The organism is Arthrobacter sp. HS15c, from assembly GCF_040812005.1.
Taxonomy (GTDB): domain Bacteria; phylum Actinomycetota; class Actinomycetes; order Actinomycetales; family Micrococcaceae; genus Arthrobacter.
Genome location: NZ_JBFOHM010000007.1, coordinates 230,403 through 246,065, shown reverse-complemented (window position 1 = coordinate 246,065; position 15,663 = coordinate 230,403). Strand labels below are relative to the sequence as shown.

The following is a 15,663-nucleotide window of genomic DNA, read 5'->3' as shown; positions in this document are numbered from 1 at the left end:
TGCCAAATGGTGATACCTTATCTCCAGCGCACTTTCCAGCAGGTGCGCGGCGAGCTTCTTCCTTTAGCCAACGACGTCTTCACCGGAGGTACAAACATGCAGAATCCAGCCACGCATCTGGTGGTGATGGGCGTTGCCGGGTCCGGCAAGTCCACCATCGCGGCAGCACTCTCCCAGCAGCTTGGCTGGGCCTGCGCCGAGGCCGACGAGTTCCACCCGCAGTCCAACATCGACAAGATGACCCAAGGCATTCCCCTGCAGGACGAGGACCGCTGGCCCTGGCTGCAGGAGATCCAGGACTGGATGACCGCCCAGGCCGCGGCCGGCCGGAGCACCGTCCTGACCTGCTCCGCGCTTAAGCAGACCTACCGCCAGCTGCTCTCCGCAGCGCAGGGCCGGGTGCTGTTCATCCACCTCGACGGCGGCGCCGACCTGATCGGCCAGCGCATGCAGGGCCGCGAGGGCCACTTCATGCCGCCGACGCTCCTGCCCAGCCAGCTGGCCACGCTGGAGCCGCTGAGCGACGGCGAACTCGCCGCCGGCAGCCTGCGCCTGGACATCTCGCTCTCCCCGGAGGAGATCGTCGCCGCGGTGATCGCGGCGCTCAAGCTGCCGGCGGATCCGGCGCCCTCCAACTCCTGAGCGTTCGCTCAGTTCCAACTCCCCATTCCCCAATAAATTCTGTTTCAAAGGAGAACCATGGTCATCGAAGGATGGACCCAAACGCTGGGCGCAGGCCCCCTGCTGCTCATCGCGGCGGCTGCGATCGTTGCGCTGCTGTTCCTGATCATCAAGCTGCGGATGCACGCACTCGTCGCCCTGATCGTGATCAGCCTCGCGACGGCGTTCGCCACCGGGATCCCCGCCAACCAGGTGGTCCCGGTGCTGATCAACGGCTTCGGCACCACACTGGGCACCGTGGCGCTCCTGGTCGGACTGGGCGCCATGCTCGGCCGCATCGTTGAAACGTCCGGCGGCGCCAAGGTCCTGGCCGACTACCTGATCGGCGTCTTCGGCGAGAAGCGTGCCCCGTTCGCCCTGGGCCTCGCCTCCCTGATCTTCGGCTTCCCCATCTTCTTCGACGCCGGCTTGGTAGTCATGCTGCCCGTCGTCTTCGCCGTCGCCCACCGCCTCGGCGGGGGAGTGCTGCGCTACGGCCTCCCGGCCGCCGGCGCGTTCTCCGTGATGCACATCTTCCTGCCGCCGCACCCCGGCCCCGTCTCCGCGGCCGCGTTCTTTGACGCCAACATCGGCCTGGTCCTCATCGCCGGCCTCATCACCGCCATCCCCACCTGGTACGTCACTGCCTACCTGTTCGGTCTGTGGACCGGCAAAAAGCTGGTCCTCCCCGTGCCGGAAATCCTGGGCCACGCCAGCGCCGACGCCGAGTCCCACCCGCCGCGCTTTCGCACCATCATCGGACTGCTGCTCCTGCCGCTGGTCCTGATCTTCATCAACACCGGACTGAACACCCTGGCCTCCTCCGGTGCGCTGTCCGACACCGTCAAGTCCGAGCAGTGGTTCCAGATCCTGCGGACCATCGGCGAAACCCCGGTGGCCCTGCTGATCGCCGTGCTCGTGGCCGTGTTCGTCCTGGGTGCCCGCCGCGGCAAGGACGCCGGCGCCATCGAGAAACTGCTCGAATCCTCGCTGGGCCCGGTCTGCTCGGTCATCCTGATCACCGGCGCCGGCGGCATGTTCGGTGGAGTGCTCCGCGCCTCCGGCATCGGTGCCGCGCTGGCCGACGTCCTGGGCAACCTGGGTATCCCGCTGATCCTGGCCGGCTTCCTGATCTCCGCCATCCTGCGCATCGCCCAGGGCTCCGCCACCGTGGCACTGACCACCACCGCGGGCCTCATCGCCCCGGCCGTGGCACTGGCGGGTCTGACCGGCATGCAGGTTGCCGCGCTGGTCATCGCCGTGGCCGCCGGCTCTGTGGTGGTCTCCCACGTCAACGACTCCGGCTTCTGGCTGGTGGGCCGTTTCTTCGGCATGGACGTCAAGACCACCCTGAAGACCTGGACCGTGATGGAAACCCTGATCGGCGTCATGGGCTTCGCGATCGCCGCGGCCCTGTTCTTCCTCGCCGGGGTTGCCGGCTAACCTCCCCGCCGCCAGCCCAACTAAGTAGCAGCACATGTCGTTTTGAACCCTCAAAACGGCATGTGCTGCTACCTACTTTTAACGGAATAGCCGGGAAATCGGGCGGTCCCGCCATCGTCGGACAGTTGCAGGCAGCTACTGGCCGGGGGCGCGGATGATGCGTCGCTGGGTTGCCTCGGAGATGGCCGCGGTGCGGTTGTCCACGCCGAGTTTTCCGTAGATGTGCACCAGGTGGGTTTTGACGGTCGCCTCGGAGATGAAGGTCTTCTTGGCGATGGCCCGGTTGGACAGTCCGGTTGCCAGCAGTTCGAGCAACTGGATCTCCCGCGGCGTGAGTGCAGGGGCGGGATTCGCGATCCGGTTCATCAGCAGGGCCGCAATTTTGGGAGCCAGGGCTGTCTGGCCGGCGGCGGCTGCCAGCACGGCCTGCCGGATCTGTTCGGGCGGGGCGTCCTTGAGCATGTAACCGCTGGCGCCTGCCTCAACGGCGGCCAGGATGTCCGCATCCGTGTCGTAGGTGGTCAGGATCAGGACCGGCGGGGCCGCCTCCAGCAGCCTGATCTGCGCCGTCGCGGTGACGCCGTCCATGCCGGCACCCATTTGCAGGTCCATCAGCACGACGTCGACCGGGTCACCCAGGGTCTGCAGCCGTTTCAGTTCCCTGAGTGCGGCGTCGCCGTCGGCTGCTTCCGCCGCCACTGAGATGCCCTCGAAGTCGCTGAGCATGGCCCGCAGCCCGGCCCTGACCACCGGATGGTCATCGACCAGCAGAATGCGGATCTGGTTCACTGTCCGTCCCTCCCAGGGACGTCGTTCAGGGGCAGGCGAATGGCCACCACAGTCCCCTCGCCCGGTGCCGATTCGAGTTCGAGGGAGCCCTTGAGCGCGGTCACCCGTTCCCGCAGCGACGGGATCCCGAAGCCGCTCCCGTCTGCCCGGGCATCCATCCGCGCGGCCAGCCCGGCCGGGTCGAAGCCGACACCGTCGTCGTAAATGTCCAGGGTGACTTCGCTGCCCAGGAAGGCGAGGGTCACGACGGCGTTGCCTGCCTTGGCATGGTCCCTGACGTTGGCGAGGCTCGCCTGGGCGGCCCGGAGGAGGGCCACCCGGTACGGTTGCGGCAGCTCAAGGGGGTCGCCGTCGAGCTCAAAACGGCACCGCAGTCCCGGGCCCTCGGCGGCTGCGCTGGTTTCGGTGCTCACGCAGAGCCGCCGCAGGCTCTCCACCAGGGATGACTCGTGCAGCTGTGGTGAGGAGAGCCCGCGGACAAAGTTCCGGGCCTCAGCCAGGTTCTCCGACGCCGTCTGCTGCACCAGTGCGAAGCGCGCGGCAGCGGTGGCGGTGTCGCCGGCGGCCAGCGATTTTTCCGCCGCGCGGGCAACCAGCACGATGCTCGACAGCCCCTGGGCGAGGGTGTCGTGGATTTCCCGGGCCAGCCGTTCGCGCTCAGCCAGGACACCGGCGTCGTGCTGTGATGCCGCCAGCTCCGTACGCGTCCGGCGGAGTTCATCTGCTGCCCGGCGCTGGTTCTCCGCCTCGCGGTAGAGCGCGCGGTAGGCCAGCCCGGTCGCCACAGAGAACGCCGCGCCGAACATAGGGCCCAAAACGACTGCGAGATGCGGGACGGCCAGCCCGCTGACAGCCCACTGGGCGGCAATCACCGCCGCCGTCATCAGCGCGATGGTCAGCAGCGCAATCCGCCGCGGGAGCAGGTGCAGGTGCAGGAAAAAGAGGGGGAAGGCCACCCAGGCGAAGTCCGCGCTCGCGGCCAGCAGAACCGCCCACAGCGCAGTGACGAGTCCCAGCCACAGGACGCCGTAGCGGCGCGGGTCGAATCCCGTGCCGTTTGTGGCGAAGCGCTTTTCCAGGATGGTTCCGGCCAGGTAGACGCCGGCAAGCAGCAGTGCCGTCCCGGCCCAGACAGGCAGCAGGGGATCCCCGCCACCGAATACCAGCAGCCTAATGACGGCCACGCCCAGGAGGGCGGCGAAACCGACGTGCAGCGTCACTCTCAGCACGTGCAGGATCGCCACAGTCGGCGCAGTATCCAGGCCGCTGAGCATTGCGTCGTCCGGTCCTTTAGGACCGGTCCCATCCAGGGTCGGCGGGGATTGTGTGGCGGGCATTTGACCAGCTTATGCGCGTCCGGCTAACGCCGGATCAACCAAATGGTTGACCCGGAGATCGACCGTTCTTCCGCCGCCGCTCAACCGCCTGCGCGATGGCGTCGGCACCCGGCCGCGGGAGGGTGGAACAAGGGCCCCGACGGCCCCGGTCTTACCCACCGAAGGAAGAGAAAACGTGTTTCTTGCTATCCGCGACATCCGCTTTGCCAAGGGCAGGTTCGCCCTGATGGGCGCCGTCGTCGCCCTGATCACCCTGTTGCTGGTGATGCTCTCAGGTCTGACAGCCGGCCTGGGCGAGCAGTCGACGTCGGCCATCGACAAACTCGGGGCCGTCACCGGCAGCGGCGCCGACTCCAAGCCGGTGGACAGCATCGTCTTCGGCGCACCCGGCACGAACGGGCCCAAGGCCTCCTTCACCGAAAGCGAAGTCACCGCCGCGCAGGTCGAGTACTGGAAGAACTGCGACGGCGTCGAAACCGCCGAAGCCCTGGGCATCAGCCAGACCCGGTTCCAGGCCGTGGCCTCGGATACCGGGTTGGGCACCGGAACCACCAATGTGGCCGTCTTCGGCGTCGCACCGGACGGCCGGCTGGCGCCGTCCCGTGTCACCGCGGACACCGTAGTAGTCGGCAAAACAGTCGCCAAGGCCCTTTCCCTCGCTGTTGGCGACAAGGCCAGCGTCGGTGGAACCGAACTGACCATCAGTGCCGTGGTGGAGGACCAGTGGTACTCCCACACCAGCGTGGTCTGGACCGCGCTGCCCGCCTGGACCAAACTCGCCCACCTGACCGACCCGAAGCAGCTCGGAACCGTCGCCGCCATCACCTATCAGGACGGTGCCGCCGTTGACGAGGCGGCCGCCAACGCCGCGGCACACACCGTGAGCGCTTCGCGCACCGGATCCTTCCAGGCGCTGGGCTCCTACAAGAGCGAGAACGGCTCGCTGACCCTGATGCAGGCCTTTCTGTACGGCATCTCGGCACTGGTCATCGTGGCCTTCCTGACAGTCTGGACGGTCCAGCGGACCCGCGACATCGCGGTCCTGAAGGCCATGGGCGGGTCGAGCGCCTACATTCTGCGTGACGCCATCACCCAGGCCGCGATCGTCCTGCTGGCCGGTGCGGGCATCGGCGGCGGGATCGGCATCCTCGGCGGTTTCTTCGCAGCGCAGGCAGCCCCCTTCCTGGTCACCCCCGCCACGACGCTCCTGCCCATCCTCGGAATCATCGCCCTCGGCCTGGCCGGTGCGGCCCTTGCCGTCCGCCGCGTCACCAAGGTCGACGCCCTGATCGCCCTCGGTGGGAACTAAACCCTCCGGAGCCAGAGTCCGCCCCGAGCCCATTCTCAAAGGAAAAAACACAATGTCCACCAGCCCCCTGAACCTCGTCAACGTCACTCTCGAATACCCGGACGGGGACGGAACCATCAAAGCCCTGGACACCGTGAACCTCACTGTCCAGGCGGGCCAGATGGTCTCCGTCGTCGGGCCCTCCGGTTCCGGCAAATCCAGCCTCCTGGCCGCGGCCGCCACACTCGTCCGCCCCACTCACGGATTGGTGCTCATCGACGGCACCGACGCAACCGGGCTCGGCGACAAGGACCTCACCGCGCTGCGGCGGGAAAAGATCGGCATCATCTTCCAGCAGCCCAACCTGCTCGCCTCCCTGACAGCCGCCGAACAGCTCATCATAGGTGACCACCTGCGCGGAAAGTCGGTCAAAGCCGGCCGCGCGAAAGCTGCGGAGCTGCTCGACGTCGTCGGACTCGGCTCCAGCGCGGACAAACGTCCGCACCAGCTCTCCGGCGGACAGCGCCAGCGGGTCAACATCGCCCGGGCCCTCATGGGCGACCCCAAGGTCCTGCTCGTGGACGAGCCCACCGCCGCCCTGGACCACGAACGCAGCGACTCCATCGTCCGGCTCCTACGCCGCGTCACGGACGACTTCAGAGTGGCCACAGTGATGGTCACGCACGACACCGAATTCGTCCCGCTGACCGATTCGGTCGCCACTATGCGCGACGGCCGGCTCACCGCCCCCGTTCCGGCGGGCATCTGAAACCCTGCCCGGACCAACCGGGCCATCCGCAGGACGGGACGGCCGGGGAACACCGGCCGTCCCGCCGTCGTTGTGCCAGAGGCAGCGTGTTCCACCCGAGCGCTGAAGCGCAACCAAAGGACACCCCTTGACCCAACGCACCATCGTGATCACCGGCGCCAGCGACGGCATCGGCGCAGCAGCCGCGCGGACGCTGGCCGAAGCAGGGGACCGGGTGGTCGTCGTCGGCCGTTCCGAGGAAAAGACGCAGGCCATCGCGAAGGAGCTGGACGCCGACTACTTCGTCTGCGACTTCGCGGAGCTGGACCAGGTCCGCACCCTCGCCGCGCAGCTTCGGGACGACTACGACCGGATCGACGTCCTGGCCAACAACGCCGGCGGCATCATGGGCAAGCACCAGCTCACCGTGGACGGCAACGAATCCACCTTCCAGATCAACCACCTGGCCCCGTTCCTGCTCACCACCGAGCTTATGGACGTCCTCAGCGCCAGCAACGCCAAGGTCATCAACACCGCCAGCGGCGCCAACAGCTTCGGCAAACTGGACCTCTTCGACCTCAACGCTGAGCACAGCTACTCCACCCACCGCGCCTACGGCACCGCCAAACTGGCCAACATCATCTTCACGTCCGAGCTGCACCGGCGCTTCGGCGAGCAGGGAATCACGACGGCGGCATTCCACCCGGGCGTAGTCCGCACCAATTTCGCGGCGGACTCCACCAGCCCGTGGCGGCACGCCTACAAGACCCTGGCCAACCGCTTTATGCTCAGCCCGGACCAGGGCGCCGACACCCTGCTCTGGCTCATCAACGGCACCGCCGGCACCGACTGGGTTTCGGGCGCGTACTACTACAAGCGCGCCCTTGCCAAGGCCAACGCGCAGGCGTACGACGCCGGGCTGGCGCAGGGACTGTGGGAGGCCAGCGAAGCGCTGGTGGCCGGCTGAGTCTCCAGCCGGTGGCGGGTCACGCTGGGTAACAAGTGTGCAATATGAGCAAGTTGGCATGATTTTAACGAGCGAAATTCGGTGATTGTGCTAATTTCTCTCTGTTGACGTGCACATCTTCGTGACCCGGGACGGGCAGGGGAGTGCGCCCATTTGCCGCACACCTGCTGACACACCCCTCCTGGAGACGCCCGTGGAATCCCCATCACCCCTGACGCTCGACGCGACGCCCGCCGGGCCTGCGCCGGCCGAACCCGGACTTCGGAGGTCCATGGGCGCCAGGCACCTGGTGATGATCGCGATGGGCGGCGTCATCGGCTCCGGCCTGTTCCTCAGCTCGGGGTACACCATTTCCCAGGCGGGTCCGCTGGGCGCGGTGCTCGCCTATCTGGTGGGCGCGTTTGTGGTCTACCTGGTGATGGCGTGCCTGGGTGAACTGGCCATCGCGTACCCGGTGTCCGGCGCGTTCCACATTTATGCTGCCCGCTCCATCGGGCCCGCCACCGGTTTCGCCACGGCGTGGCTGTACTGGCTGTGCTGGGCGGTGGCCATCGGCTCCGAGTTCACGGCGTCCGGACTGCTGATGCAGCGCTGGTTCCCGGACGTTGACGTGTGGGTCTGGTGCCTGGTTTTCGCTGCCGTGCTGTTCGGCTTCAACGCCGTGTCCGCCAAGTTCTTCGGCGAGTCCGAATTCTGGTTCGCCATCATCAAGGTGGGCGCCATCATCGGCCTGATCGTCCTCGGCGGCGCCGCGCTGTTCGGCTTCCGGCCACTCAGCGACGGCGGCAGCCACCCGTTCCTCTTCGAAAACTTCAACACGGCCGGCGGGCTGTTCCCCAACGGGTTCACCGGCGTCCTGGTCACCGTGCTCGCAGTCTTCTATGCCTTCTCCGGTTCGGAACTGATCGGCGTGGCAGCGGGCGAAACCAAGGACCCCGCCACGGCCATACCCAAAGCCATGCGCACCACGGTGATCCGGCTGCTGATCTTCTTCGTCGGCGCCATCGCCGTCATTGCGTCCACCATCCCGTATACCGAGGTGGGGCTGGACGAGAGCCCCTTCGTCACGGTCTTCTCCGCCATTGGGATCCCGTTCGCAGCAGACATCATGAACTTTGTCATCATCACGGCCCTGCTCTCCGCCGGCAACAGCGGCCTCTTCTCCTGCGCCAGGATGCTCTACTCCCTGGCCGACGAAGGCCACGCGCCCCAGGCCTTCCGGCGCCTCACCCGCCGCGGCATCCCGCTGATCGCCCTGTCGGTGAGCATGGTGGGCGGCATCGCGTCGCTGGTCAGCAGCGTGGTGGCCCCGGAAACGGTGTATCTGGTGCTGGTGTCCGTGGCCGGCTTCGCCGTGGTGGGCGTGTGGATGTCCATCACCGCCGCGCACTATTTCCACCGCCGCGCCTTCGTGCGGAACGGCGGAGATGTTGGCGCCCTCGCCTACAAGGCCCCGCTGTTCCCGCTGGTGCCCATCCTGGCGTTCACCCTGTGCGTCATCTCGCTGGTGGGCATCGCGCTGGACCCCAACCAGGTGGCTGCCCTCTACTTCGGCATCCCGTTCGTTGCCGCCTGCTACGCCTACTTCTACTTCCGGCACGGCCGCAAACGTTCGACGGCGGCAGTCCAGTAACCGGCCCCGGGTCACCGTGGAAGAATAGGGCGTAGTCACCGGCCGGGAGGGGCAATAAAGCGTGGATTCGTCCGCTGAAGCGTCATCGCTGGCGCAGGGACTTCGGATTGTCCGGCTGGTGGTTGACCGCGAGAAACGCGGGCGGCAGTTGGTGGGCGTTTCCCAGCTGGCCGCGGAGCTGGACATGGACCAAAGCCGTGTCTCCAGGCTGACGCAGGAACTGTGTGAGCTGGGCCTGCTGGAGCGGGTGGACCGGGGTCCGTTCCGGACCGGGCCGCGGTACTTCAGCCTTGCCGCCTCGCTCAACACCGGATGGGTGCGTGACGCCAAGCCCGAACTCGAGTCCTTGGTTGCCGCCCTGGGGTTGCGGGCCAGGCTCTCTGTCCGGGACGGCTACCGGGCCATCCTGCTGCGCGCCTCCAGCAACGACGCCAGCCTGGGCAGTTTTGTTGCCCCGGGCATGGTGACGCCGGTCTGGTGCACCGGCGCCGGCAGGGCCTTGCTCTGGGACCACGACCAGCCTGCCCTCGACCAGCTGCTGCACGAGGTGAACTTCATCGGCGTGGGCGGCCCGGGCGCCGCGCACTCCGTCGATGAGGTCCGGGAACTGATGGCCCGCGACCTGCCGCGCGGCTACATCACCTGCGACGAGGAATTTGAGCACGACATCGTGGAACTCGCCGTCCCCGTCCGCGACGCCGGCGGCAACATCCTGGCCGCACTCAGTGTGCTGGGACGCCGGGCCGATGTGGGAGATGACGCTGCGGGCGTTGCCGCTGTCCTGCGCGGGGCCGCGGACCGCCTCGGCGCCGCCGCTGCCGCCCGCTAGATGCTGACGCCGTGGGGCAGTAGCCTTCGTTCATGGGTGGCCAATTTAAGAAACCCACTGCGGGAGTCCTGCTGGTTGCGGCAGGCACAGTCTGGATCATCAAAGCCATGGTCATTATTACGACGGGCAAGCAGCCGGACCTTCTATTTCCAGCCGGCTTGCTAGTCTGCGCGCTGGGTCTATGCATTCTCCTTTCCGGGTTCCAAGGACCCCGAAGGGCTCTAGCAATTTGGGGGGCGATTGCTGCTGGCGCTGCCTTCGCCTCCGCCGGTGCGGCGGGGGTGATGGAAATTGTCCCCGGCGCTCCAATTTCCCGTGGTGATGCGTTCGTCTTCCCCTACTCGGCGCTGGTGCTGCTTGGCGGAGTCGGGGTGTTCATCGGAATGCTTGCCCTGGGAATCGCCTGCTACAACCCAGGCCAGCCGTTTAGGAGGACCGTCATTCCATTGTTCGCGGCGCTAATGCAGGCACCCGCTGCTTTGACCGGGTTCATCCACGCAGAGTTTCCAATTCTTCTCATCGGACTTTCTTGGGCCACTGCGGGAGCGGCAATCGCCGTTCGACAATTCGAAAACCTGGGAGAAGGCAAACTTCCGCGGGGTCGGACAATCTGATCGCGAAGCCGATTCTGGCCTGAAGGGCTGGCGTTGCCCTAGGACGTCAGGAAATGTTCTGGCTGCCTTCCCGGGGCTGGAAGCCAAGCCTGGCTTCAAGCCAACGTCCCTGCTCCAGCAGGGCAGCCGCGAACTCCGTCCGGCGCGGTTCCAGGCGTGCCCTGGTGCCCACGATCTGCAGCGCCGCCGCCACATCGCCCTTGAAATCCCGGATGGGGACGGCCAGCGAATAGAGCCCCGGCTCCGCTTCCTGATCCACCACTGAGAAACCCCGCACCCGGGCCGCAGCCAGCCGCTTGAGGAAATCGCCGACGTCGGACGGGGTATTGGGGCCGTGCCGAACAAAATCGACGCCGGCGAACACGGTCCGCACTTCGGCGTCCGACGACTCCCAGAGCACAGCCTGGCCGGCGTCGCTGCAGTACGCGGGGTAGGGCCTGCCCAGCCATGAGCCCACCAGGTTACTGCTGGCCGGAACGCTTTCGCCGATGGTCACGGTGCTCGCGCCGTGCAGGACGCCCAGGAAGCACCCCTCGTCCGTGTCGCGGGCCAGCTGCTCCAGCGCCACGGCGCCGTCTGAGTCCAGCCTCTGCGCCGTCAACTGCTGGGCGTCGGCCAGGACGGACCAGTCCAGGGTGTAGGTTCGCTCGCCGGTCCGGCCGAGGAATCCCTCCTGCTCACCGGTGCGGAGGTTCCGCGACACTTGGCTGCGGTCCTTGCCCAGGTCCGCGGCGATCCCTGCGACGGTGCCGCCCGAAAGGCCGGCCCCATGCCGTGCACCGAGAGCCAGGATGGCCAGCATGCCGCGGCCCATGCTGGAGGTTTTCGACATAAGCGAGAGTCTAATGGAGCTGCCGGGCTCCCGGGCGGTCACAGTTCGCTATGCTCGTTAAAGGCATTTCAAATTGCTTATGATGAACAGAAGCCTTTCCCCGCCGTAAATTCCCGGAGTGCCTGCCATGCCCCGCAACACCACGCTGTCCCGCCTGCTGGATGCCGGAGCGCACCTCATCGCGGACGGCGCCCTGGCTACCGAACTCGAAGCGCGTGGCTGCAGCCTGGATGACCCGCTTTGGTCCGCCAAGGTCCTGCTGGAACATCCGCAGCTGATCCGTGAAGTGCACAGGGACTACTTCGACGCCGGCGCCAACGTGGCCACCACCGCCAGTTACCAGGCCACGCCCCTCGGGTTCGCGCAGCGCGGGCTTTCCGAGGACGCGGCACTGGACCTGGTCAGGCTCTCGGTCCAGCTGGCGGACGACGCCCGTCGCGCACACCTTGCCGTGCACCCACAGGCCGGGCCGCTGCTGATCGCCGGGTCCGTGGGCCCCTACGGCGCCTACCTCGCGGACGGCTCTGAATACCGCGGGGACTATGTCCTGGACGCCGAGGCCTTCAAGGATTTCCACCGCCCCCGCATCGCGGCCTTGGTGGAGGCAGGTGCCGACTTCCTGGCCTGCGAGACCCTGCCGTCCTTTGCCGAAGCAGAGGCACTGCTGGCCCTGACAGCGGAGTTCGACGTCGAATCCTGGTTTTCTTTCTCGCTGCGGGACGGTGCGCATATCAGCGACGGCACCCCGTTGACTGCGGTAGCGGAACTCTGCGGGGCCGAGCCGCGCGTCGTGGCAGTGGGCGTGAACTGCGTGCCGCTGAACCTGGTCCCGGCCGCCCTCGCAGTCCTCGGCGGGGCGGGCTCGAAGCGGCTGGTCACGTATCCGAACTCCGGCGAAAGCTACGACGCCGCCACTAAGACCTGGGCATCTGCATCCGGCGACGGCGCTGAAATGGTCCAGGCCGAGCCCAGTGGCCTCGCGGCAGGAGCCGGCGCCTGGCGGGAGCTCGGGGCCCGGATCGTGGGAGGCTGCTGCCGCACCACGCCCCGGGACATCGCCGCCCTGGCTTCTGGCCGCCTTAGGCAGCGGTAAGCGTCGTTACGAACACTTGGGCGGTCCGGGGTGGCTGATGATTCCGCTGCCCTGGCTGCCGCGGTGTCATGCCGGGGGTATGGAGTGTTGCAGTAGGGATCGAAGGCGTCGACCACGGCTTCGTGGTTCGGTTCATTTCAGGACGCAGTGCCTCATATATGCATTAAAGGCGCCAGAGCTCTCCCACGTCGCCGCAGACATGGTGTCCTGCAGCGCATCCAGATAACCCTCTACCCTTGTCATCGAGGCTGAAGACAATCCTTTGAGGTCCACAAATAAGTTGAACTCACCCAAGGCGTAGCCCGCATCTTCGATGCGCCGATTCAGTTCGTCCAGGAGTTCCCGGTCGGGGTTCGGGATTTCCGTGAAGTTTTTGGTCGCTGACGCCGCGTCTGCTTCATCTTGGGGCGACATCATGTCTGAGAAGGATGAGCAGAGAGCATCCTTCAACAGTGCGGATTCTCGCTGCCGCATCTGAGCGGCAAATTCCGGGGTGACTTTTCGGCGAAGCGAGCCTTCCACGAGGACCACAGCATCATCACTAATATACTCAGTGATTTCATCGGAGACCCCAATCATCGACGCAAGTTCCTTCAGTAGCGCGCTCCGCCGTTTGGCCGCATCGAGGATTCGCTGCTCTTCGGCCGACATATTTGTTGTGGGGGATTCGGCGATGAGGTCGTCGAGTTTCTTGGCCGCCCCATTCAAGCTGACGGGCGGCTGGAGATGAGTAGCGAGTTGAACGGTTTCGTCGGTGCCCTTACCAAGATTCGCGAAAGCAGAACGAATTGCACCGCACGCCGTAACTGAAATCAGCAGGAATGAAGCAAGGAACACGATGCCGGTAATGCGCATGGGCGTCATTCGTTTTTGCTCCATTGCTGCTCCTAGCGGGAATCCGATGGCTTCTCGGTATAGCAAGGGCGGTCCGGGGTGTCAACAAAAAACTGCAAGCCCGAGAATTGCCACCCTGTTTTGCCTCTAGACACTGACCTCGCAGAGGCATACGGTCAGGTCCACGATATAGATTTCCGTTGCTTGGAGCTGCAGAATGAATGACGACGATCAATCCGCCACGACCAAAAAGACAGGATTGGTTGTCTATGTGCCTAGTCTCCAGTGGGATCCTCAAGAAAGTCATGACTTTCTTGAACGCTTAAAGGCGGATGAGTACTTTTTCGGGTGGCAGTTTCGGGTGTATGAGCACGGCATCGGCTATTTCAGTAAAGCGAGGCCGCGGGAGGCTGCTGAAGGTTTGGCAGTTCAAATCCGCGATTGGGCCGGTGAAGTTGCGGGCGAAAACTGTCCCGAAGAGATAATTCTGATTGGACATAGCCTGGGCGGGCTTCTGGTGCGAGAGGCACTGTTGCAGGATGCAGAGGACGCTGCTCGCAGGTTCATTCCGGAGCCAAGAACCCCTTGGCCAAGCCGCGTTTCCAGAGTCGTGCTCATTGCCAGCCCTAACGCGGGATACGAGATCCACCGAATGAATCGCCGTCTCAGGTGGGGCGTGCGTCTGGCTTCCTTGTTCGGCGACTACATGTTCGAGCAGTTGGAAGAAGGGTCGGAGTACATTACGGACCTGCGCTTGAGGTGGTTTGAATACATGATGAGTGAGGGAAACCCCGCGGACGGCCGGGCCGCCGTGGTCCCCGACATCGTGCAAGTCCTGGGTACAAACGACGAGCTCATATCCGAGGACAACATCTTGGACGCGAGATTCATACTCCAGGCTGCCACCGTCAAGATTAGTAATGCCGGCCACGACGATATCGTCGACTTGCGCCAAGCTGGCGATGCGGATGCGCGGTACGGGAACCTGCGGCAGGCAATCTGCGGAAACGTCCCTGGGATGGGTACTAGAGCGGCGGAAAGTCAGGATCCGGTGGTGTTCATCGTTCACGGAATCCGCTCATCCAAGACGGAAGGTTGGATAAGTAGGCTTGAGGGATTTATCCGCAGACCGGCGAACCCCGACATAGAACCTCTTGTTGACGAGACCGATCTCGACTGGGCAGCAGCAAAGGTGATTGCACCGACGTATGGGTACTTCGGAGCGGGAAACTTCGCATTACCTTGGATCCGGCGAAGGAATGCGCGGCGGTTACTGCGCTGGTACGGGGACAACTTTGTTACTCATGATCCGAACAGGATGTTCTTCGTTGGACACAGCAACGGTACATACATGCTTGGCCGAAGTCTGTTGAATGTGCCGAGTATGCGTTTCCGGAGAATCTATTTGGCCGCTTCTGTCTTACCCAAAGAATTTCCGTGGGGTGAAATTATCTCGAAGCAGCAACTCGGTCATTTTTCCGCTGCTACGAGTAAGTGGAAAAACGGCAACATCCATTGCGACCGCGGTCGACGGGATGTTCCCGTTGGCTGGCTGTGCTCCATGCTCAACGGTCTTGGAAGTCAGGACGTAGGTACAGGGGGATTCGACGGATTCGATGATTTGGCCTCCAATTCCATGGAGCACAGATATCCCGGTGGCCACGGGCATATGCTGGCGCCGAAAGTAGACAAGGCACACAGGATCGAAGCCCTGAGCGCTCGAATGCACGAGATTGCCGAATTCATCAGGGTGGATGCCTCGCATGATTCCCCTGCAACGGAGGAAGCGCCGATCTTTAGCAGGGTCAGCCGCATCCTTGGCAAGGTCACCAAGACCGGCGCGCTCGTGCTGGCGGGTCTCATCGTCATAGCCGTCATTGCCGGGGCATCTTGGTACTTCATCGCCGCTGGCGCCTTGATTTACGTCGGAGTATTTGTCGCCAACCAGTTGTAGCGACTCTTGCCTAGGCGCGCGACGGACGGGCCCGCTCGACGTCGGCGGCGCTCTCGGACTGCCCCCGGACGCTGAGCCCGGCGACCACGCCGTCGATGTCGGCGTCGGGTCTGTTCTGGCTCAGCTTAGTCTTCGCTTCGATCCGGGTGATGACCAGCTCAAGGCCAACGATCGCGCGCAGTTGGCCGGAGATGTAGCGCTCCGGCGCGTCGTCCACGCTCCATGGGTGCTCAAATTCGGCTTCGTTAAGTCCGGTGAGCCGCCTGACCTGGCCGGCAAGCCAGGCTGGGTCGTCGTGGACCACCAGATTGCCGTACACGTGCGCCGTGGAGTAGTTCCACGTGGGCACTACACGGCCGTGCTCCGCCTTGGACGCGTACCACGACGGTGACACATAGGCGTCCGCGCCCTGGATGATCATGAGTGCTTCCCCGATCGCCGGCTCGGACCACTGGGGGTTGTTCCGGGCCACGTGTGTGTGAAGTGCTCCGTGTCCGCCCATCGAGGGGTCGTAGACAAACGGCAGGAGTGTGGCGAGCAGGCCCTGCGATGTCATGGTGACCAGGTTGGCCGCGCCGGGCCGGGTCAGCAGTTCACGGACGGCCTCGGGAGCGGCTTCGAAATGGGCTGGCGTGTACATGG

Annotated in this window: 15 protein-coding genes; 10 read left to right on the top strand and 5 right to left on the bottom strand. The window is 65.1% G+C overall.

Annotated elements, in window-relative coordinates; all coding sequences use genetic code 11:
* Positions 1 to 96: 96 nt before the first annotated feature.
* A complete protein-coding gene (locus tag ABV518_RS13630; protein WP_367767611.1) occupies positions 97 to 642 on the top strand; it encodes a gluconokinase in 546 nt (181 codons plus the stop codon).
* 57 nt (positions 643 to 699) lie between these two features.
* Positions 700 to 2,103 carry a GntP family permease gene (locus tag ABV518_RS13625; protein ID WP_367767610.1) on the top strand — a complete coding sequence of 468 codons (1,404 nt, stop codon included), beginning with the start codon at positions 700 to 702 and terminating at the stop codon, positions 2,101 to 2,103.
* Positions 2,104 to 2,238: 135 nt separating this feature from the next.
* Here the strand turns inward: ABV518_RS13625 and ABV518_RS13620 are convergent, their stop codons facing one another.
* A complete protein-coding gene (locus tag ABV518_RS13620) occupies positions 2,239 to 2,892 on the bottom strand; it encodes a response regulator (RefSeq protein WP_367767609.1) in 654 nt (217 codons plus the stop codon).
* Positions 2,889 to 4,166 (bottom strand): sensor histidine kinase, encoded by a 1,278-nt coding sequence (locus tag ABV518_RS13615; protein WP_367767742.1) that lies wholly within the window; start codon positions 4,164 to 4,166, stop codon positions 2,889 to 2,891. The genes ABV518_RS13620 and ABV518_RS13615 overlap by 4 nt, the downstream gene beginning before the upstream one ends.
* Positions 4,167 to 4,404: 238 nt before the next feature.
* Between ABV518_RS13615 and ABV518_RS13610 the strand changes: the two genes are divergently transcribed.
* The 6 genes from ABV518_RS13610 (at position 4,405) to ABV518_RS13585 (ending at position 10,308) form a co-directional block, all read left to right on the top strand.
* Entirely contained in the window at positions 4,405 to 5,538 is a 1,134-nt protein-coding gene (locus ABV518_RS13610; RefSeq protein ID WP_367767608.1) for an FtsX-like permease family protein, read from the top strand.
* Between the two features lie 52 nt (positions 5,539 to 5,590).
* A complete protein-coding gene (locus ABV518_RS13605) occupies positions 5,591 to 6,286 on the top strand; it encodes an ABC transporter ATP-binding protein (RefSeq protein WP_367767607.1) in 696 nt (231 codons plus the stop codon).
* Between the two features lie 127 nt (positions 6,287 to 6,413).
* Positions 6,414 to 7,232: an SDR family NAD(P)-dependent oxidoreductase gene (locus tag ABV518_RS13600; protein WP_367767606.1), complete on the top strand. Its 819-nt coding sequence runs from the start codon at positions 6,414 to 6,416 to the stop codon at positions 7,230 to 7,232.
* Between the two features lie 193 nt (positions 7,233 to 7,425).
* Entirely contained in the window at positions 7,426 to 8,865 is a 1,440-nt protein-coding gene (locus ABV518_RS13595; RefSeq protein WP_367767604.1) for an amino acid permease, read from the top strand.
* A gap of 61 nt (positions 8,866 to 8,926) precedes the next feature.
* Positions 8,927 to 9,694 (top strand): IclR family transcriptional regulator, encoded by a 768-nt coding sequence (locus ABV518_RS13590; protein WP_367767603.1) that lies wholly within the window; start codon positions 8,927 to 8,929, stop codon positions 9,692 to 9,694.
* Positions 9,695 to 9,726: 32 nt separating this feature from the next.
* Positions 9,727 to 10,308 (top strand): hypothetical protein, encoded by a 582-nt coding sequence (locus ABV518_RS13585; RefSeq protein ID WP_367767602.1) that lies wholly within the window; start codon positions 9,727 to 9,729, stop codon positions 10,306 to 10,308.
* Positions 10,309 to 10,354: 46 nt separating this feature from the next.
* Here ABV518_RS13585 and ABV518_RS13580 read toward each other — a convergent pair whose 3' ends face one another.
* The gene (locus ABV518_RS13580; protein WP_367767601.1) at positions 10,355 to 11,140 is read right to left on the bottom strand and encodes an IclR family transcriptional regulator; all 786 of its coding nucleotides are present in this window, start codon (positions 11,138 to 11,140) and stop codon (positions 10,355 to 10,357) included.
* A 127-nt stretch (positions 11,141 to 11,267) separates the two neighbouring features.
* On the opposite strand from ABV518_RS13580, the gene mmuM reads away from it, so the two are divergent.
* Positions 11,268 to 12,233, top strand: coding sequence for a homocysteine S-methyltransferase (gene mmuM, locus ABV518_RS13575; RefSeq protein WP_367767740.1), 966 nt, complete (start codon positions 11,268 to 11,270; stop codon positions 12,231 to 12,233).
* Between the two features lie 132 nt (positions 12,234 to 12,365).
* Here mmuM and ABV518_RS13570 read toward each other — a convergent pair whose 3' ends face one another.
* A complete protein-coding gene (locus tag ABV518_RS13570) occupies positions 12,366 to 13,112 on the bottom strand; it encodes a hypothetical protein (RefSeq protein ID WP_367767600.1) in 747 nt (248 codons plus the stop codon).
* 172 nt (positions 13,113 to 13,284) lie between these two features.
* On the opposite strand from ABV518_RS13570, the gene ABV518_RS13565 reads away from it, so the two are divergent.
* The gene (locus ABV518_RS13565) at positions 13,285 to 15,021 is read left to right on the top strand and encodes a lipase family alpha/beta hydrolase (RefSeq protein ID WP_367767599.1); all 1,737 of its coding nucleotides are present in this window, start codon (positions 13,285 to 13,287) and stop codon (positions 15,019 to 15,021) included.
* Positions 15,022 to 15,031: 10 nt separating this feature from the next.
* Here the strand turns inward: ABV518_RS13565 and ABV518_RS13560 are convergent, their stop codons facing one another.
* Positions 15,032 to 15,661 carry an FMN-binding negative transcriptional regulator gene (locus ABV518_RS13560; protein WP_367767598.1) on the bottom strand — a complete coding sequence of 210 codons (630 nt, stop codon included), beginning with the start codon at positions 15,659 to 15,661 and terminating at the stop codon, positions 15,032 to 15,034.
* Positions 15,662 to 15,663: the final 2 nt, after the last annotated feature.